The following is a 17497-nucleotide window of genomic DNA, read 5'->3' on the forward strand; positions in this document are numbered from 1 at the left end:
AATCGGCGCCGAGCGAGGCCCGTTTCCCAATGACAGCCTGCGGCGTACCACAAGGGGTTGATTCGACCATGGCCAAAACGTCCCTGGACAAGAGCAAGATCAAGATCCTGCTGCTCGAGGGCGTCCACCAGAGCGCGGTGGACAATTTTCTGAATGCCGGTTACACCAACATCGAGCACCTGCCCACCTCGCTCGACGAGGCGTCGCTGATCGAGACGATCCGCGACGCGCACTTCATCGGCATTCGCTCCCGCACCCAGCTCACCGAGCGGGTGTTCGCCGCCGCCGAGAAACTCAACGCCGTAGGCTGCTTCTGTATCGGCACCAACCAGGTCGACCTCAAGGCGGCGCTCAGCCGCGGCATCCCGGTGTTCAACGCCCCCTACTCCAACACCCGCTCGGTGGCGGAACTGGTGCTGGCCGAGGCGATCATGCTGCTGCGCGGCATCCCCGAGAAGAACGCCCGCGCCCACCAGGGCGGCTGGATGAAGAGCGCCAAGAACTCCCATGAGGCGCGCGGCAAGACGCTGGGCATCGTCGGCTACGGCAATATCGGCGCGCAGCTCTCGGTGCTGGCCGAGTCGCTCGGCTTCAACGTCATCTTCTACGACGTGGTAACCAAGCTCGGCATGGGCAATGCCAGCCAAGTGGCCAGCCTCGAGGAACTGCTGGCGCGTGCCGACGTGGTCAGCCTGCACGTGCCGGAGCTGCCTTCCACCAAGTGGATGATCGGCAAGGAGCAGCTGGCGCTGATGAAGTCCAGCGGCATCCTGATCAACGCCTCGCGCGGTAGCGTGGTAGTGATCGAGGCGCTGGCCGAGGCGCTCCAGGCCGGCCGCCTCTACGGCGCCGCCATCGACGTTTTCCCGGTGGAGCCCAAGGGCAACGACGAGGAGTTCGTCAGCCCGCTGCGCGGCATCCCCAACGTCATCCTCACGCCCCACGTCGGCGGTTCCACCCTGGAGGCCCAGGAGAACATCGGCATCGAGGTGTCCGAGAAGCTGATCACCTACTCCGACAACGGCACCACCGTGACGGCGGTGAACTTCCCCGAGGTGGCGCTGCCGGCGCACCCCGACAAGCATCGCGTGCTGCACATCCACGACAACGTGCCGGGCGTGCTGTCGGAGATCAACCGGGTGCTCTCGGAGAGCAACATCAACATCTCCGGCCAGTACCTGCAGACCAACGACAAGGTCGGCTACGTGGTCATCGACGTGGACAAGGCCTACGGCGCCCAGGCGCTCGAGGCGCTGCGCAAGGTCGAGCACACCCTGCGCGTACGAGTGCTCTACTCCGAGACCAATTTCGAGGAGTAAGCGTCTTCTGACGCCGACGAACGCCGCGCTCCTTAAGCGCGGCGTTCCTATTTTCGGCCCCCGGACTCAGAGGCTCTTGATGTCGATCACATGCCCGATGATCGGATAGCCGGCCTTCTTGGCCGCCTTCTCGGCCTCGAGCTGCGCCTCGAGCTTGGATATGCTGGTCGAGCGGTGCTCGAAGACGGTGTCGGTCTCGAGCTTGCGGGTCCTCACCGCAAGCCGGACCAGATGGCCCGTGCGGTAGGCGTCGGCGGAGGTCTCGCCGGGACCGCGCGCCTTGACCGGCGCCTCGCGCTTGCCGGTACCGGCAAGCGCCGTCGGCAGCGGCGTCGCGGCCTTGCCAGGCTTCATGAAGGCGTCGATCTCACGCCTGACGCTGCGTTCGAACTCACTCAACTCGTCGTTCATCCATCCTCCGCTGTACACCGGGTAACCGCCCTCACGGACACTATCAGATTCGTTTCACTGGCTCACGTAACTCAGGTTAATAACGCCGGCGAGGCGCACCCGCACACCCGGCCTAGAAGCAGGTGTGCATCACCTCCATGACCTCGAGCCGCGCATCGACCAGGCAGAGCCGCCGCCACTTATCGAAGGTGAGGCAGGGGTGGGAGGCGCCGAAGGCGACGATGTCGCCCACCCGCACCCGGCCGCCGCCCATGGCCTCATCGCCCGCGGGCAGGCGCACGAAGGCGTGCTGGTCCATCAGCTTGGTCACACGCCAGCCTTCTACCGACAGCGGGCGGGCGCGCTCGTCGCCTTCACGGTAGCGCCGCAGCGGCTCCGGCAGCTGGTCGTGGGCGATGTCGCGCTTGCCCATGCCGACGATGGCAAGCCCCGGCTCGGGCAGCGAGAGCACCTGGGCGAACACCTCGAGCGCCGGCTTGAGGCCGCGCTGCAACGCCGGCTGACGGGCGAGTACTTCCCGCTGCGCCTGGCGGTAGATGCCGTGGTCGTGCACCACGTAGCAGCCGGGGCGCAGCACCGGTACGAACTGCTGGCCCAGGCGCGCCTCACGGAACACCCCGGCGATCAGGTCGTACCAGGCCGAGCCGGATGCAGTGAGCAGCGGCGCGGGATGTTCGAACAGCGCGTCGCGCTCCAGCCCCTGGGCGACCTCGACCAGCTGCCAGGCGTAGGCGCGCACCGAGCGCTCGGGGTCGTCGCCGTGCACCACGCCCTCGTAGCCTTCCAGCCCCGCCAGCACCAGCGCCTGCTCGCTGTCGATGCGCTCGGCAAGGGCCATCACCTCGTCGGTGTCGCGGCAGCCGCAGCGACCGCCCGGCATGCCGAGCTCGATCAGCACCTGAAGGCGCAGGCCGCGAGCGGAGAAATAGCGGGCCAGCTGGTCGACGTTCTCGACGCTGTCGACCACGCAGTAGAAGTCGGCGCCGGCCTCGATCAGTTCGGCGGCGATGGCCATGTTGGCCTGGCCGACCAGCTGGTTGGCCATCAGCAGCCGGCGCACGCCATGCTGGAAGGCGGCGCGGCACTGGGGCGCCGTAGCCAAGGTGATGCCCCAGGCCCCGGCGTCGAGCTGGCGGCGGAACAGCTCGGGGCACAGGGTGGTCTTGCCGTGTGGCGCCAGGCGCGCCCCTGGGCCTCGCAAAACGCCTGCATCCAGGCCAGGTTGTGGGCCAGGGCGGGCTCGTGGATCACCGCCGCCGGCAGACTGACATCGGCCAGCAGCTGGCGGCCAGTCTGCGGCATTCCCTTGTGCAGGGCCTCGTGGTCGCTTGGTTCAGGGAATCTCTCGTACATGCGTCGCTCTCTGGGCAGGATCGGCGCCAGGCTGCGCATCGCCTTTGGTCGCAGGCGTGACGAAAAGCGGGCGCAACAGGCTAGGCTGGGGGCGGGCTCGGTTACTACAGGATACGACAATGACGACAACCGTCGATGAACGCCCGGTGATTCGTCGCGACCGGCACGGCGTGGCCACCCTGACGCTGAACCGCCCGCGCCAGTTCAATGCGCTGTCGGAAGAGGTGCTCAAGGCGCTGGGCAGCGAGCTGTCGCTGCTGGCCAACGACGACTCGGTGCGCTGCGTGGTCATCGCCGCCGAGGGACGCGCCTTCTGCGCCGGGCACGACCTCAAGGAGATGCGCGCCACCCCCGACAAGGCCTACTACCAGGCGCTATTCGCTCAGTGCGGCGAGGTGATGCAGCGCATCGTCAACCTGCCGGTGCCGGTGATCGCCCGGGTCCACGGCCTGGCCACCGCCGCCGGCTGCCAGCTGGTGGCCAGCTGCGACCTGGCGGTGGCGGCGCGCTCGGCGCGCTTCGCCGTCTCGGGGATCAACGTAGGCCTGTTCTGCTCGACCCCGCGGTGGCGCTGTCGCGCAGCATCGGCCGCAAGCAGGCCATGGAGATGCTGTTCACCGGCGAGTTCATCGATGCCGAGCAGGCGCTGGCGTGGGGCCTGGTCAATCGGGTGGCCGACGACGAGGCGCTGGACGCGACGCTGGAGGCGCTGACCGCCAGCCTGTGCGCCAAGAGCGCCGTGGCGCTGCGCACCGGCAAGGCGCTGTTCCAGCGCCAGCTGCAGATGCCGCTGCGCGAGGCCTACGCCCTGGCCGGCGAAACCATGGCCTGCAACATGATGGCCGAGGACGTGGCCGAGGGCATCGACGCCTTCATCGAGAAGCGTGCGCCCCAGTGGCGCCACCGCTGACGGCCGGGCGCCGCGGCAAGCGAAGTACCCCGGGAAGCGGGCGCTTCGGAAGGGATGGAAGGCATTTCCGCAATCGAGACAAGTCGCCGTCGAGCGGGTATCCTGTGGCTGGCCTTCCGCGGAGGGCCTGCCAGGTCAACGCAGAGGGATTACCCAGGTGAGTGAAGTCAAGCGCAGAACGGCGGGGCGCCCGCCCGGTCCCGGCAAGAGCGCCAGCGGACACAGTCAATCGCTGGTACGCGGGCTCACGCTGCTCGAGCGTCTGGCGGCCACCCCGGGCGGCCTGGCCCTGTCGGAGCTGGCCGAGATGGTCGACCTCGCCCCTTCGACCACCCACCGGCTGCTGCAGGCGCTGCAGGGTCAGGGCTTCATCACCCAGGATGCCGAGCTTGGCGTATGGAAGGTCGACGTCAAGACCTTCCGCATCGGCAACAGCTTCCTCGAGGCGCGCGACTTCGTCGCCACCAGCCGCCCCTTCCTGCGTCGCCTGACCGCCCAGACCGGCGAGACCGCCAACCTGGGCATCCGCGACGGCGGCACCGCCGTATTCCTCGCCCAGAGCGAGTCGTCGCAGATGATGCGCATGATCACCCGGCTCGGCTCGCGGGCTCCGCTGCACGCCTCGGGCGTGGGCAAGGCGCTGATGGCCTGGCTGCCCGACGACGAATTCGATCGCGTGGTGGCCGAGCGTGGCCTGGCACGCGTCACCCGCAACACCCTGCACAGCGCCGAATCGCTGCGCCTCAACCTGGCTGAAGTGCGCCGCCAGGGCTTCGCCTGCGACCGCGAGGAGCACGCCATTGGCCTGCACTGCGTCGCCGCCTGCCTGCACGACGAACACGGCACACCGCTGGCGGCGATCTCGGTCTCCGGCCCGGTGGCGCGGATTCCCGAGGCGCGGCTGCTGGAGCTGGGCGAACTGGTGCGCGAAACCGCCGTCGAGATCACCGCCCGCCTCGGCGGCCATATGCCCGCGGCCGAGACGCGCCGCACCCCGGCATGACGCCCTGGCAGCGCGGCCTGGCCGCGGCGCTGCTGCTCGCCAGCGGAGGCAGCCTGGCCGAGCCGCCGGCCCGTGCCTTTGCGCCGTCGCCGCAGGCCACGGTAACCGATGCTCAGCGCGGCCTGGTGTGGATGCGCTGCAGCCTTGGCCAGCACCTTGAACAGGAGCGCTGCCTGGGCGAGGCCGAGCGCGTCGACTGGCAGGCAGCCCAGCAGCACGCCAAGGACCAGGCCAGCCGCGACTGCCCGTGGCGGCTGCCTTATTTTCATGAGCTGCGCAGCCTCGCGACGCCCCAACCCGACGCCGACATCGCCATCGACGCCACCGCCTTTCCCGACACCCCGGCCGGCTGGTTCTGGACCCATACCAGCGCGGGCGGCCACTCCCAGCAGGACTGCTTCGTCGACTTCGCCGGCCAGGGGCGCATCCGCTGCAACATGGGCGGGCAGTTCCACCTGCGGCTGGTGCTGCCGGTCGAGCAGGCCGAGCGCTGCCTGGGCCGCGATTAGCGATACGCAACGCCGCCCAAGGCAACGCTCAGCCGTAGCAGGAAGCACGCTTCTTCCCTCGGCAGGAGGCTCCATTCTCCTAGGTTGTGGTACGCTATTTGCTGTTTTTACCCATCACCGTATCAGAATCTGAGAAACCGGCTCTGCCATGTCCTCCGCTCACGATTGCGTTGTCTCGCTTGTCGACCACTTCCAGCAGCATCACCCCATCCGCGCCGGCTCATTAATCATCACGATCTATGGCGATGCGATCGTGCCCCGCGGCGGGACGGTCTGGCTTGGCAGCCTGTCGAAGCTGGTGGAGCCGATCGGCATCAACGAGCGCCTGGTACGCACCTCCGTCTACCGGCTGACCCAGGAGAGCTGGCTGCATGGCGAGAAGGTGGGGCGACGCAGCTACTACAGCCTCAGCGGCCCCGGGCGGCGGCGCTTCGAACAAGCCTTCAAGCGGGTCTACCACGGCGCCCAACCCTCCTGGAACGGGCAGTGGACGCTGGTACTGCTCTCGCAGCTGGATGCCGCTCGCCGCCAGAAGGTGCGCGAGGAGCTCGAATGGCTGGGCTTCGGCTATTTCGCCCAGGGGCTGCTGGCCCACCCCATCCTTAACCGCAGCGAAGCGATGGCAGCCCTGCAGGAGATGGAGGCGGCCGATGACACCATTATCATGCAGACCGAAGCCCTGGAGCCTCTCGCCAGCAAGCCGCTGCGCCGGCAGGTGAAGAGAGCTGGAACCTGGAGAGCCTGGCCGAGAACTACCAGAGCTTCCTGGCCCAGTTCCGTCCCCTATGGAAGGCGCTGGATGAAGACAACCACCTGGGCGACGAAGCCTGCTTCATTGCCCGCACGCTGCTGATTCACGAATACCGCAAGGTCCAGCTGCGCGACCCCCAGCTGCCCGACGAGCTGCTGCCGACCGCCTGGGAAGGGCGCAACGCCTATCAGCTATGCCGCAACATCTATCGCACCATCTACCGGCGCGCGGAGCGCTGGCTCGACCAGCACCTGGAGACGGCCGAAGGCCCTGCCGGCACCGGGCCCCAGCTTCTACCAGCGCTTCGGTGGCCTGGAGTAAGGCTCGGTGTACCAGGCGAAGACGCCCCCGGCAACGAGCCGAGGGCGTTATAAGCGTCACGCGATTCGTGCGGTTCTCCACCGGGCCGCGGGCGGCGGCCCGCATCTCCCGCGTTGAGCGTCACGCCTTGTCGAGGGTCTGCTGCTTGGGCTGGGTATCGCCGGCGTTCAGCCGCGGGCGGTCGGCGTCCAGCTCGGCCAGCGGCTCGCAGGGCTCCAGGCCGTCGCGGCAGCGTTCGGTCAGGCGCTGGTACTCGCGGGTACCCTGCTGCTTCCAGGCCACCTCCTGGTCGCTCAGCTCGCGCTTGACCACAGCCGGCGCCCCCATCACCAGCGACTGGGGCGGACACGCGAAACCACTTTTGACGAAGGCTGCCGCCGCGACGATGGAACGTGCGCCGATCACGGCGTTGTCCATCACCACGGCATTCATGCCCACCATGGCGTCCCGGCCCACCACGCAGCCGTGCAGCACGGCGCCGTGGCCCACATGGCCATCCTTCTCCACCCGGGTCACACAGCCGGGAAAGCCGTGCATCACGCAGGTGTCCTGAAGGTTGGCGCCCTCTTCCAGCACCAGCTGTCCGAAGTCGCCGCGCATTACCGCGCCGGGCCCCACATAGCAGCCCGGGCCAACGATGACATCGCCGATCAGCACCGCGGTGGGATGCACATAGGCGGTGGGATGTACCACCGGGGTCACTCCCTCGAGTCGATAACAGGGCATACAGGCGTCTCTCCTTAATCCAGGGGCCATGACGGTGGCGCTGCACCACCACGCAGCGACGGGCCAGCAAAGCCTGGCCGCACAGCAAGGGGCGGATCGCCGGCTCCAGGGTGTCACGCTGTCGCTCCGGCATCCGTCGGGCTTGCTGGGACATGCGTGGCACCTGTCGCGAGCGCCATTAACCGATACGATATACAAGAAGATAATATGTATAGCGTAACGCTATATCAAACCACCTACGCTAATTTGGCTCTCATGCTGCGCTGCGCCTTCGCCACATAACGCTTCTTTATCAACCTTTTATCAATGATTCATCGCCTGCCGCGCCTTTTCTTCGACCATCGTCTAGTCCGGTCGCGCCAGGCCGCGCCAGGTTTTCGCCAAGCCCTTGGCAGACAAGATAAAAACCCCTGTCGCAGACCAATAGCGATACACTAAATGCCGTTAATGCAATTTGATGCGTATCAAAAAAACCTATACTCCTCCCATGCTCACCCGAGGCAGGCAGCGGACCCGCACCGCGCCACTCTCGTGTCACGCTGAGGGCGCCACGTCGATCCCGCGGTTCATCGAGGGGCCGCCGCGAGGCGCGCCTTCACGCTGCTGATTGCACCCAGGATCGCGAAGAGGGCATCCGCGCCTTCCAGGAAAAACGCCCCGCCACCTTCAACGGGCAATGACATAGGAATAACAAGATGAGTGAAGCGCCCCTGCTGTATACCGTGGAAGACGGCGTCGCCCGCCTCACGCTGAACCGGCCCGACAGCCTCAACAGCTTCAATGCCGAACTGCACGCCGAGATGCGTCAGGCGCTCAAGGCCGTGCGCCAGGATGGCAGCGTGCGCGCCCTGTTGCTGACCGGCAGCGGACGCGGCTTCTGCGCCGGCCAGGACCTCTCCGACCGCAACGTGGCCCCCGGCGCCGAGGCGCCCGACCTGGGCGAGTCGCTGGAGAAGCGCTACAACCCGATGCTGCGCGCCCTGCGCGACCTGCCCTTCCCCACCGTCTGCGCGGTGAACGGCGTCGCCGCCGGCGCTGGCGCCAACATCGCCCTGGCCTGCGACATCGTGCTGGCGGCCCGCTCGGCCAGCTTCATTCAGGCGTTCTGCCGGATCGGCCTGCTGCCCGATTCCGGCGGCACCTGGACCCTGCCGCGACTGGTGGGCATGGCCCGCGCCAAGGGACTGGCGATGCTGGGCGACAGGCTCAGCGCCGAACAGGCCGAGCAGTGGGGCATGATCTGGAAGGTGGTGGAAGATGAGGCTCTGCAGGATGAAGCGCTGACCCTGGCGCGTCACCTGGCCACCCAGCCGACCCGCGGCCTGGCGCTGATCAAGCGGGCCCTGCATGCCAGCGCCGACAACAGCTTCGATGCCCAGCTCGACCTGGAGCGCGACCTGCAGCGCCTGGCCGGCCGCACCGAGGACTATCGCGAAGGCGTGACCGCCTTCATGGAAAAGCGCCAGCCCAACTTCAAGGGGAGTGACCATGCTCGTCCTGACGACGGCTTACACGTGGGGTGTCTGGATGGAAAAGCGCTTTTTACACACCAGCTTCAAGGGGTAATGAGATGTCAGCCCTCGCACCCCGCGACAGCATCGCCGTGATCGGCGCCGGCGCCATGGGCGCTGGCATCGCCCAGGTGGCGGCCCAGGCCGGCCATCCGGTACGCCTGTACGACAACCGCGCCGGCGCGGCAGAGGCCGGCATCGACGGCGTGCGCCGCCAGCTCGAGAAGCGTGTGGCCAAGGGCAAGATGGCCCAAGCCGAGGTCGACGCCATCGTCGCCCGCATGAGCCCGGCCGCCACCCTGGCCGAGCTGGCCGACAGCCGCCTGGTGGTGGAGGCCATCGTCGAGAACCTGGCGGTCAAGCGCCAGCTGTTCGCCGAGCTGGAGGCCCTGTGCGGCCCCGACACCCTGCTGGCCAGCAACACCTCGTCGCTGTCGATCACCTCCATCGCCGCCGGCCTCGAGCGCCCCGAGCGCGTTGCCGGCCTGCACTTCTTCAATCCCGCGCCGGTGATGACGCTGGTCGAGGTAATCTCGGGCCTGGCCACGGCTGCCGAGGTGGCCGAAACCCTCTATGCTACCGCCGCCGCCTGGGGCAAGGTGCCGGTCCATGCCAGCTCCACGCCGGGCTTTATCGTCAACCGGGTGGCGAGACCTTTCTATGCCGAGGGGCTGCGCCTGCTGCAGGAAGGCGCCGCCGCCCCCGCCACCCTGGATGCCCTGCTGCGCCAGGCCGGCGGCTTCCGCATGGGCCCCTTCGAGCTGATGGACCTGATCGGCCACGACGTCAACTATGCGGTGACCCGCTCGGTGTTCGACGCCTACTACGGCGACACCCGCTTCGAACCCTCGCTGGTGCAGCTCGCGCTGGTGGAGGCCGGGCACCTGGGCCGCAAGAGCGGCCAGGGCTTCTATGACTATCGAGACGGTGCCACCTCCGTCGCCCCCGACTTCGCCCCCAGGGCCGAGGCGGCGCTGCCGACCCTGGTGGCCGAAGGCCAGCTCGGCGTCATCGCGCCCTTGGTAGCCCGAGCCGAGGCCGCCGGCCTGGCGGTGGTGCACCGCGAGAGCCTCTCGGGCCAGGCGCGCCTGCGCCTGGGCGATCTCACCCTGGCGCTGAGCGACGGCCGCTGCGCCGCCGAACGTGCCCGCGACGAGGGCCTCGAGGCGCTGGTGCTGTTCGATCTCTGCCTCGACTACGGCGAGGCCAGCGCCATCGCCCTGGCGGCAAGCCCCGGCGCCGGCGCCGAGGCTCGCGAGCTGGCTGCGGCACTCTTCCAGCGCCTGGGCCTGGCGGTCGCCTGGCTCACCGACACCCCGGGCTGGCGGTGCTGCGCACCGTGGCCATGCTCGCCAACGAGGCCGCTGACGCCGTGCTCCAGGGCGTGTGCAGCGCCCGCGACGGCGACCTGGCCATGCAGGCCGGCGTCAACTATCCCCGCGGGCCGCTGGCCTGGGCCGACGCACTCGGCCTGGCCTTCGTCCACCGCACCCTGACCCACCTGCAGCAGAGCTACGGCGAGGAGCGCTATCGTCCCTCCTTCCTGCTGCGCCGCAAGGCCCTGGCCGAGGAGTCCTTTCATGTCTGAGTTCGAGTTGAGCCCCCAGCAGCTGGCCGAGGCCTGCGCCGACGCCATGTATTCCCGCGACAACGCCAGCCAGGGGCTGGGCATGCGCATCGAGAGCGTGGCACCGGGGCGTGCCGTGCTCAGCATGAGCGTGCGCGAGGACATGGTGCAGGGCCACGGCAACTGTCACGGCGGTTTCATCTTCGCCCTGGCCGACTCCGCCTTCGCCTTCGCCTGCAACAGCTACGACGAGGCCACCGTGGCCGCGGGCTGCAGCATCGATTATCTCGGTCCAGGCCAGCTCGGCGACGTGCTCACCGCTACCGCCGAGGAGCGCAGCCGCCGCGGCCGCACCGGCATCTATGACATCACCGTGCGCAACCAGCACGGTCACGAGGTCGCCCTGTTCCGCGGCCGTTCCTACAAAATCCGCGGCAGCGTTCGCCGCCTGGAAGCGACCGCCGCAGAGGGGCAAGCATGAAAGACGCCTACATCATCGACGCCATCCGCACGCCCATCGGCCGCTACGGCGGCGCCCTCGCCTCGGTGCGCCCCGACGACCTGGGCGCCGTGCCCCTGCGCGCGCTGATGGAGCGCCATCCCTCGGTGGATTGGCGCCAGGTGGACGACATCTTCTACGGCTGCGCCAACCAGGCCGGCGAGGACAACCGCAACGTGGCGCGCATGTCGGCCTTGCTCGCCGGCCTGCCGGTGGAGGTGCCCGGCACCACGATCAACCGCCTGTGCGGCTCCGGCATGGACGCCGTCGGCAACGCCGCGCGTGCCATCAAGGCCGGCGAGGCGGGGCTGATGATCGCCGGCGGCGTCGAATCCATGTCGCGCGCGCCCTTCGTGATGGGCAAGGCCGAGCAGGCCTTCTCGCGCAGTGCCGAGCTCTTCGATACCACCATCGGCTGGCGCTTCGTCAACCGCCAGCTCAAGGCCCGGTTCGGCATCGACTCCATGCCGGAGACCGCCGAGAACGTCGCCGAGCAGTTCAATATCTCCCGCGAGGATCAGGACGCCTTCGCGCTGCGCAGCCAGCAGCGCACCGCCGCCGCCATGGAGGCGGGCCGCCTGGCCGAGGAGATCGTGCCCGTCGAGGTGCCGCGCCACAAGCAGGCGCCGCTGATCGTCGCAACCGACGAGCACCCTCGTACCACTACCCTGGAGCAGCTGGCCAGGCTGCCCACGCCGTTCCGCGAAGGCGGCAGCGTCACCGCCGGCAACGCCTCCGGGGTCAACGACGGCGCCTGCGCCCTGCTGCTGGCTTCACCCGAACAGGCCGAACGCTACGGCCTCAGGCCGCGCGCCCGGGTGATCGGCATGGCCACCGCCGGCGTCGAGCCGCGCATCATGGGCTTCGGCCCGGCTCCCGCCAGCCGCAAGGTGCTCGAGCAGACCGGCCTGACTCTCGCCCAGATGGACGTGATCGAGCTCAACGAGGCCTTCGCCGCCCAGGCGCTGGCCGTGACGCGCGATCTCGGCCTCGCCGACGACGCCGAACACGTCAATCCCAACGGCGGCGCCATTGCCCTGGGCCACCCGCTGGGCATGAGCGGCGCCCGCCTGGTGACCACCGCCCTGCATGAGCTGGAGCGCCACCAGGGACGCTACGCGCTGTGCACCATGTGCATCGGCGTAGGACAGGGCATTGCCCTGATCATCGAACGTCTCTGATACCGTGAAGCGACGATAACAACACCTCCGACCGGAGCAGCCCGATGACACAGACCGTCGAACGCCTCAACAACTCGGCTCTCGATCAGATGGAACTCGCCAGCCTCGATGAACTGCGCGCCACCCAGCTCAAGCGGCTCAAGTGGAGCCTCAAGCACGCCTATGACAACGTGCCCTTCTATCGGCACGCCTTCGACCGGGCCGGCGTGCATCCCGAGGACATCCAGAGCCTTGCCGACCTTGGCAAGCTGCCCTTCACCACCAAGGCCGACCTGCGCGACAACTACCCGTTCGGCATGTTCGCCACGCCAATGAGCGAGATCGTGCGGGTACACGCTTCCAGCGGCACCACCGGACAGCCCACCGTGGTGGGCTATACCCAGCGCGACATCGACACCTGGGCCGACGTGGTGGCCTGCTCGATCCGTGCCGCCGGCGGCACGCGCAAGGACAAGGTGCATGTCGCCTACGGCTACGGCCTGTTCACCGGCGGCCTCGGCGCCCACTACGGCGCCGAACGCCTGGGCTGCACCGTGATCCCGATGTCGGGCGGCCAGACCGAAAAGCAGGTCCAGCTGATCCGCGACTTCGAGCCGGACATCATCATGGTGACCCCTCCTACATGCTCAACATTGCCGACGAGATGGAGCGCCAGGGCATCGACCCGCACCGGCTGCCGCTGCGCGCCGGCATCTTCGGCGCCGAGCCCTGGACCAACGACATGCGCACCGCCCTGGAGCGGCGCCTGGGCATCGACGCGCTCGACATCTACGGCCTCTCCGAGGTGATGGGGCCGGGCGTCGGCATGGAGTGCCTGGAGACCAAGGATGGCCCGACCATCTGGGAAGACCACTTCTATCCCGAGATCATCGACCCGGTGACCGGCGAGGTGCTGCCGGACGGCGAGTACGGCGAGCTGGTGTTCACCACCCTGACCACGGAGGCGCTGCCGGTGATCCGCTACCGCACCCGCGACCTCACCCGCCTGCTGCCGGGCACCGCACGCCCCATGCGCCGCATCGACAAGATCACCGGCCGCAGCGATGACATGCTGATCATCCGCGGCGTCAACGTCTTCCCGACCCAGATCGAGGAGCAGCTGCTCAAGATCGACCGGCTCTCCCCTCATTACGAGATCGAGGTCTCACGCCAGGGCAATCTGGACATGGTCTGCGTACGCGTCGAAGCGTGCAGCAACGACGTCGCCCGCGATCCGGTGGCCTGCGAGGAGCTGGCCGGTCGACTGCAACATGCCATCAAGACCTATGTAGGGATCAGCACAAGCGTGGAGGTGTGTGGCGTCGAGGAGGTCATGCGCTCGGTGGGCAAGGCCAGGCGCGTTAAGGACCTGCGATGACACGCAACTCAAGAAAGACAGAATAAAGGCGCATCAAACCTAGCGCATGAATCTCATTCAAAAAGACTCCTCCGGGAGTCTTTTGCATTTTTGGCGGGATGAAGTGGTAGGCAATTCGCTCCCCTATTTTTTATTTTCAATATCTTACCCGACAACCTCTCGATCCTATCCGTCTCTGTCGTATGGCCTTAACCAGCCACCGATATACGACACAAGAAAATGATCGTTGATAAATTTTTATGTGTCACTATACTCTTCAAATATCCAGGGGAGGAATCCCCATAGACTGACCGACGCCGCGGAGGCCCCATGTACGCACAGCTCGTCGAAACCGGCGTCAAGCGCCTGAAGACCTTGGAGGAGATGTCTGACAAGGAGCGGGAGTTCCAGCTCAAGGTCGATGCCGACATCAAGATCGAAGCCAAGAACTGGATGCCCGAGGGGTATCGCAAGACCCTGGTTCGCCAGATTTCCCAACATGCCCATTCCGAAGTGGTCGGCATGCTGCCGGAAGGCAACTGGGTCACTCGCGCCCCCACCCTCAAGCGCAAGCTGCAGCTGATGGCCAAGATCCAGGACGAGGCGGGCCACGGCCTCTACCTCTACAGCGCCATGGAGACCCTGGGCGCCGACCGCGACGAGGAGATCGACAAGCTTCACGCCGGCAAGGCGAAGTACTCCTCGATCTTCAACTATCCGACCCTGAGCTGGGCCGACATGGGCACCATCGGCTGGCTGGTGGACGGCGCGGCGATCGTCAACCAGGTCGTCCTGCAGCGCACCTCCTACGGCCCCTATTCGCGCGCCATGATCCGGATCTGCAAGGAAGAGAGCTTCCACCAGCGCCAGGGCTACCAGATCCTGCTGGACATGATGCGCGAGGGCACCGAGGCGCAGAAGCAGATGGTGCAGGACTCGATCAACCGCTTCTGGTGGCCGGCGCTGATGATGTTCGGCCCCTCCGACGACCAGTCGCCCAACTCCCAGCAGTCCATGGCCTGGAAGATCAAGCGCAAGAGCAACGACGAGCTGCGCCAGATGTTCATCGACCAGACCGTGCCCCAGCTCGAATTCCTGGGCTGCACCGCCCCGGACCCGGACCTGAAGTGGAACGAGGAACGCGGCCATTACGATTTCGGAGAGATCGACTGGCAGGAGTTCTTCGAGGTGCTCAAGGGCAACGGCCCCTGCAACAAGGAGCGCATCGAAACCCGCAGGAACGCCATCGACGGCGGCCGCTGGGTGCGCGAGGCTGCCAAGGCCTACGCCGAGAAACAGCAACAAAAACAGCACGTAGCCTGAGAGGAGATGAGCATGGCTGACTGGCCGCTTTATGAAGTCTTCGTTCGTAGCAAGCATGGCCTCAACCACAAGCATGTCGGCAGCGTTCACGCCACCGATGCGGAAATGGCCATGGAGAATGCCCGCGACCTCTACACGCGCCGCAGCGAAGGCGTGTCCATCTGGGTCGTGCCGTCGGTCGCCATCACCGCCTCCTCGCCGGACGAGAAGGAGGTGCTGTTCGACCCCTCCGACGACAAGGTCTACCGCCACGCTTCCTTCTACAAGCTGCCCGACGAAGTCGGCCACATGTGAGGGGCGAGGACATGAGCGAAACCGTGACACCGACCGAGGCGCTGCAGGAGTCCCTGCTGCGCCTGGCAGACTCCGACATGATCCTGGGCCAGCGACTCTGCGAACTGTGCGGCAAGGCGCCGGCGCTGGAAGAGGAGATGGCGCTGATGAACGTGGCCCTCGACCTCGTGGGCCAGGCCCGCCACTGGTACGAGTACGCCGCCGAACTGATCGGCGACGGCCGCACGGCTGACGACCTGGCCTTCAAGCGCGATGCGCACCACTTCCGCAACGCACTGCTGGTGGAGCAGCCGAACAAGGATTACGCCGTCACCCTGGCCCGCCAGTTCTTCTTCGACGCCTGGCACTACCTCACGCTTCAGGCGCTGGCCAAGGCGCCAGACGCGCGTATCGCCGGCATCGCCGCCAAGGCCATCAAGGAGGTGCAGTACCACCTGCGCCGCTCCTCCGAGTGGGTCAAGCGGCTGGGTGACGGCACCCAGGAGAGCCATGCGCGCATGCAGGCGGCCGTCGACGACCTGTGGCGGTTCACCGGCGAGATGATCGAGGCCGATGCCGTCGACCGGCAGATGTTCGACGCGGGCATCGGCCCCAACCCTGACCAGCTGGCAGCCGACTGGAAGGGCCTGGTGCACGCCGTGCTGACCGAAGCGACCCTGACCCCGCCGCCGGAAGGCGCCTGGATGCAGCGGGGGCCAAGGTGGGAAAACACACGGAACACCTGGGCTTCATCCTTGCCGAGATGCAGTTCCTGCCGAGGGCCTATCCGGATGCCAAGACCTGGTAAACCCGAGCCGCGATCGCTGCTGGACGACCAGCCGGTGATCGCCAGCGACCGCATTCCCCACCGGATCGCACCCAGCCGATCACGGAGGCAGAGCTCTGGGCGCTGCTGGATGAGGTCAAGGATCCGGAGGTTCCCGCGGTCAGCGTCGTCGAGCTGGGCATCGTGCGACGCATCGCCCGGGAAGGCCACGGCTGGGTGGTGGATGTCACCCCCACCTACTCCGGCTGTCCGGCGACGGAGATGATCGAGCAGTCCATCGAGGAAGCCCTGCGGCTGGCCGGCGTTCGCCACGGCCGCATCCGCCGGGTGCTCTCACCCGCCTGGACCACCGACTGGATCACCGACACGGGTCGCACCAGGCTGCGCGAATTCGGCATCGCCCCGCCCCAGGGCAGCGCCAGCAAGCTGAGCCTCACGGGCAAGGACGAGGCCATCGCCTGCCCTCAATGTGGCAGCTCCCATACCGAACGGGTCAGCGAATTTGGCTCCACCGCCTGCAAGGCCCTGTATCGGTGCCTCGATTGCCGCGAGCCCTTTGATTACTTCAAATGCATCTAGAGCGGACCATCATGAACAACTTCTACCCTCTTTCCATTCGTGAAGTCCGGGCGGAAACCCGGGATGCCGTGTCCCTGTGCTTCGATCTGCCGGAAGCCCTGCAGGAGCGCTTTCGCTACCAGCAGGGCCAGCACCTGGTGCTGCGCACCGCCATCGACGGCGAGGAAGTCCGCCGCTCCTACTCCATCTGCACCGGCGTTGCGGACAGGGAGCTGCGCATCGCCATCAAGAAGGTGCCGGGAGGCCGCTTCTCCACCTTTGCCAACGAACAGCTCAAGCCCGGCCAGACGCTTGACGTGATGCCGCCCCAGGGGCACTTCTCCATCGAGCTCGACCCGCAGCGCGAGGGCGACTACCTGATGGTGGCGGCCGGCAGCGGCATCACCCCGATCCTGTCGATCATCAAGACGACGCTGGCAACCGAACCCAGGAGCCAGGTCACCCTGTTCTACGGCAACCGGGCCACCGCCTCGACGATGTTCCGCGAACAGCTCGAGGATCTGAAAAATCGCTACATGAGCCGCTTCAATCTGGTCTTCGTGTTCAGCCGTGAAGAGCAGGATATCGACCTGTACAACGGCCGCATCGACAGCGGCAAATGCGACGCCCTGTTCGATCGCTGGGTGGATGCCAAGAACCTGACCGCCGCCTTCATCTGCGGCCCCCAGATCATGACCGAAACGGTCAGGGACTCCCTGCAGCGCCATGGCCTGGACAAGTCGAAGGTTCACTACGAGCTGTTTGCCCTGCTCGGCGGCGCCCCGACGGCGCGCCAGGACCGCACCGACCACCGAGTCGACCCGCAGGCGGTCAGCGAAGTTACGGTGCGCGCCGATGGCCGCGCCCTGACCTTCGACCTGACCCGCAATACCAGGAGCATCCTCGATGCCGGCAACGCCATGGGGGCCGACCTGCCCTACTCCTGCAAGGCCGGCGTCTGCTCCACCTGCAAGGCCAAGGTGATCGAGGGCGAAGTGGAGATGGATGCCAACTACGCCCTGGAAGACTACGAGGTGGAGGCCGGCTACGTGCTGACCTGCCAGTGCTACCCCGTCAGCGAAAAAGTCGTGCTCGACTACGACGAGCTCTGATGACCATCAAGCGCAAGCATCCATGAAGCCGGTCCGGTGGACCGGCT

Annotated in this window: 14 protein-coding genes and 5 pseudogenes; 15 read left to right on the forward strand and 4 right to left on the reverse strand. The window is 67.0% G+C overall.

Going from position 1 to position 17497, the window contains the following annotated elements:
• Positions 1 to 68: 68 nt before the first annotated feature.
• Positions 69 to 1319 (forward strand): phosphoglycerate dehydrogenase, encoded by a 1251-nt coding sequence (gene serA / locus ACUDAL_RS15785; RefSeq protein ID WP_444678791.1) that lies wholly within the window; start codon positions 69 to 71, stop codon positions 1317 to 1319.
• A 66-nt stretch (positions 1320 to 1385) separates the two neighbouring features.
• On the opposite strand, the gene ACUDAL_RS15790 is transcribed toward serA, so the two are convergent.
• From ACUDAL_RS15790 to ACUDAL_RS15800, 3 genes are all read right to left on the reverse strand, one after another.
• Positions 1386 to 1730, reverse strand: coding sequence for a hypothetical protein (locus ACUDAL_RS15790; protein WP_444678792.1), 345 nt, complete (start codon positions 1728 to 1730; stop codon positions 1386 to 1388).
• Between the two features lie 112 nt (positions 1731 to 1842).
• On the reverse strand, positions 1843 to 2832 hold the full coding sequence (locus ACUDAL_RS15795) for an alanine racemase (RefSeq protein WP_444678793.1): 990 nt from the start codon (positions 2830 to 2832) through the stop codon (positions 1843 to 1845).
• The gene (locus ACUDAL_RS15800; protein WP_444678794.1) at positions 2775 to 3083 is read right to left on the reverse strand and encodes a hypothetical protein; all 309 of its coding nucleotides are present in this window, start codon (positions 3081 to 3083) and stop codon (positions 2775 to 2777) included. Before ACUDAL_RS15800 ends, ACUDAL_RS15795 begins: the two co-directional genes overlap by 58 nt.
• A gap of 119 nt (positions 3084 to 3202) precedes the next feature.
• On the opposite strand from ACUDAL_RS15800, the pseudogene ACUDAL_RS15805 reads away from it, so the two are divergent.
• The 4 genes and pseudogenes from ACUDAL_RS15805 to paaX all read left to right on the forward strand — a co-directional run bounded on the left by ACUDAL_RS15805 (position 3203) and on the right by paaX (position 6577).
• Positions 3203 to 3993, forward strand: a pseudogene (locus ACUDAL_RS15805) (enoyl-CoA hydratase).
• A 157-nt stretch (positions 3994 to 4150) separates the two neighbouring features.
• Positions 4151 to 4996, forward strand: coding sequence for an IclR family transcriptional regulator domain-containing protein (locus tag ACUDAL_RS15810; protein WP_444678795.1), 846 nt, complete (start codon positions 4151 to 4153; stop codon positions 4994 to 4996).
• Positions 4993 to 5505, forward strand: coding sequence for an Lcl C-terminal domain-containing protein (locus ACUDAL_RS15815; protein ID WP_444678796.1), 513 nt, complete (start codon positions 4993 to 4995; stop codon positions 5503 to 5505). Before ACUDAL_RS15810 ends, ACUDAL_RS15815 begins: the two co-directional genes overlap by 4 nt.
• Before the next feature lie 148 nt (positions 5506 to 5653).
• Positions 5654 to 6577: pseudogene (gene paaX, locus ACUDAL_RS15820) on the forward strand (phenylacetic acid degradation operon negative regulatory protein PaaX).
• 120 nt (positions 6578 to 6697) lie between these two features.
• Here the strand turns inward: paaX and paaY are convergent.
• Positions 6698 to 7303 (reverse strand): phenylacetic acid degradation protein PaaY, encoded by a 606-nt coding sequence (gene paaY, locus ACUDAL_RS15825; RefSeq protein WP_444678797.1) that lies wholly within the window; start codon positions 7301 to 7303, stop codon positions 6698 to 6700.
• A 695-nt stretch (positions 7304 to 7998) separates the two neighbouring features.
• On the opposite strand from paaY, the gene paaG reads away from it, so the two are divergent.
• From paaG to paaE, 10 genes and pseudogenes are all read left to right on the forward strand, one after another.
• Entirely contained in the window at positions 7999 to 8910 is a 912-nt protein-coding gene (gene paaG, locus ACUDAL_RS15830; RefSeq protein ID WP_444678798.1) for a 2-(1,2-epoxy-1,2-dihydrophenyl)acetyl-CoA isomerase PaaG, read from the forward strand.
• Positions 8874 to 10402: pseudogene (gene paaH / locus ACUDAL_RS15835) on the forward strand (3-hydroxyacyl-CoA dehydrogenase PaaH). Before paaG ends, paaH begins: the two are co-directional and overlap by 37 nt.
• Positions 10395 to 10862, forward strand: coding sequence for a hydroxyphenylacetyl-CoA thioesterase PaaI (paaI, locus tag ACUDAL_RS15840; RefSeq protein ID WP_444678799.1), 468 nt, complete (start codon positions 10395 to 10397; stop codon positions 10860 to 10862). The pseudogene paaH and the gene paaI overlap by 8 nt, the downstream one beginning before the upstream one ends.
• Positions 10859 to 12061 (forward strand): 3-oxoadipyl-CoA thiolase, encoded by a 1203-nt coding sequence (gene pcaF / locus ACUDAL_RS15845; protein WP_444678800.1) that lies wholly within the window; start codon positions 10859 to 10861, stop codon positions 12059 to 12061. The genes paaI and pcaF overlap by 4 nt, the downstream gene beginning before the upstream one ends.
• Positions 12062 to 12105: 44 nt before the next feature.
• Positions 12106 to 13418: pseudogene (gene paaK / locus ACUDAL_RS15850) on the forward strand (phenylacetate--CoA ligase PaaK).
• A 309-nt stretch (positions 13419 to 13727) separates the two neighbouring features.
• Positions 13728 to 14720 (forward strand): 1,2-phenylacetyl-CoA epoxidase subunit PaaA, encoded by a 993-nt coding sequence (gene paaA / locus ACUDAL_RS15855; RefSeq protein ID WP_444678801.1) that lies wholly within the window; start codon positions 13728 to 13730, stop codon positions 14718 to 14720.
• A 12-nt stretch (positions 14721 to 14732) separates the two neighbouring features.
• A complete protein-coding gene (paaB, locus tag ACUDAL_RS15860; protein WP_444678802.1) occupies positions 14733 to 15014 on the forward strand; it encodes a 1,2-phenylacetyl-CoA epoxidase subunit PaaB in 282 nt (93 codons plus the stop codon).
• A gap of 77 nt (positions 15015 to 15091) precedes the next feature.
• Positions 15092 to 15646: pseudogene (paaC, locus tag ACUDAL_RS15865) on the forward strand (1,2-phenylacetyl-CoA epoxidase subunit PaaC); the annotation flags it as partial.
• A gap of 260 nt (positions 15647 to 15906) precedes the next feature.
• Positions 15907 to 16359 (forward strand): 1,2-phenylacetyl-CoA epoxidase subunit PaaD, encoded by a 453-nt coding sequence (gene paaD, locus ACUDAL_RS15870; protein ID WP_444679413.1) that lies wholly within the window; start codon positions 15907 to 15909, stop codon positions 16357 to 16359.
• Positions 16360 to 16370: 11 nt separating this feature from the next.
• Positions 16371 to 17450 (forward strand): 1,2-phenylacetyl-CoA epoxidase subunit PaaE, encoded by a 1080-nt coding sequence (gene paaE / locus ACUDAL_RS15875; RefSeq protein ID WP_444678803.1) that lies wholly within the window; start codon positions 16371 to 16373, stop codon positions 17448 to 17450.
• Positions 17451 to 17497 lie beyond the last annotated feature (47 nt).

It is taken from the genome of Halomonas sp. E19 (genome assembly GCF_052439355.1).
In the GTDB taxonomy this organism is placed as follows: domain Bacteria; phylum Pseudomonadota; class Gammaproteobacteria; order Pseudomonadales; family Halomonadaceae; genus Halomonas.

Coding starts and splice junctions, on each gene's coding strand:
- serA (WP_444678791.1), top strand. CDS start 69: ATGGCCAAAACGTCCCTGGACAAGAGCAAGATCAAGATCCTGCTGCTC.
- ACUDAL_RS15790 (WP_444678792.1), bottom strand. CDS start 1,730: ATGAACGACGAGTTGAGTGAGTTCGAACGCAGCGTCAGGCGTGAGATC.
- ACUDAL_RS15800 (WP_444678794.1), bottom strand. CDS start 3,083: ATGTACGAGAGATTCCCTGAACCAAGCGACCACGAGGCCCTGCACAAG.
- ACUDAL_RS15815 (WP_444678796.1), top strand. CDS start 4,993: ATGACGCCCTGGCAGCGCGGCCTGGCCGCGGCGCTGCTGCTCGCCAGC.
- paaY (WP_444678797.1), bottom strand. CDS start 7,303: ATGCCCTGTTATCGACTCGAGGGAGTGACCCCGGTGGTACATCCCACC.
- paaG (WP_444678798.1), top strand. CDS start 7,999: ATGAGTGAAGCGCCCCTGCTGTATACCGTGGAAGACGGCGTCGCCCGC.
- paaI (WP_444678799.1), top strand. CDS start 10,395: ATGTCTGAGTTCGAGTTGAGCCCCCAGCAGCTGGCCGAGGCCTGCGCC.
- pcaF (WP_444678800.1), top strand. CDS start 10,859: ATGAAAGACGCCTACATCATCGACGCCATCCGCACGCCCATCGGCCGC.
- paaA (WP_444678801.1), top strand. CDS start 13,728: ATGTACGCACAGCTCGTCGAAACCGGCGTCAAGCGCCTGAAGACCTTG.
- paaB (WP_444678802.1), top strand. CDS start 14,733: ATGGCTGACTGGCCGCTTTATGAAGTCTTCGTTCGTAGCAAGCATGGC.
- paaE (WP_444678803.1), top strand. CDS start 16,371: ATGAACAACTTCTACCCTCTTTCCATTCGTGAAGTCCGGGCGGAAACC.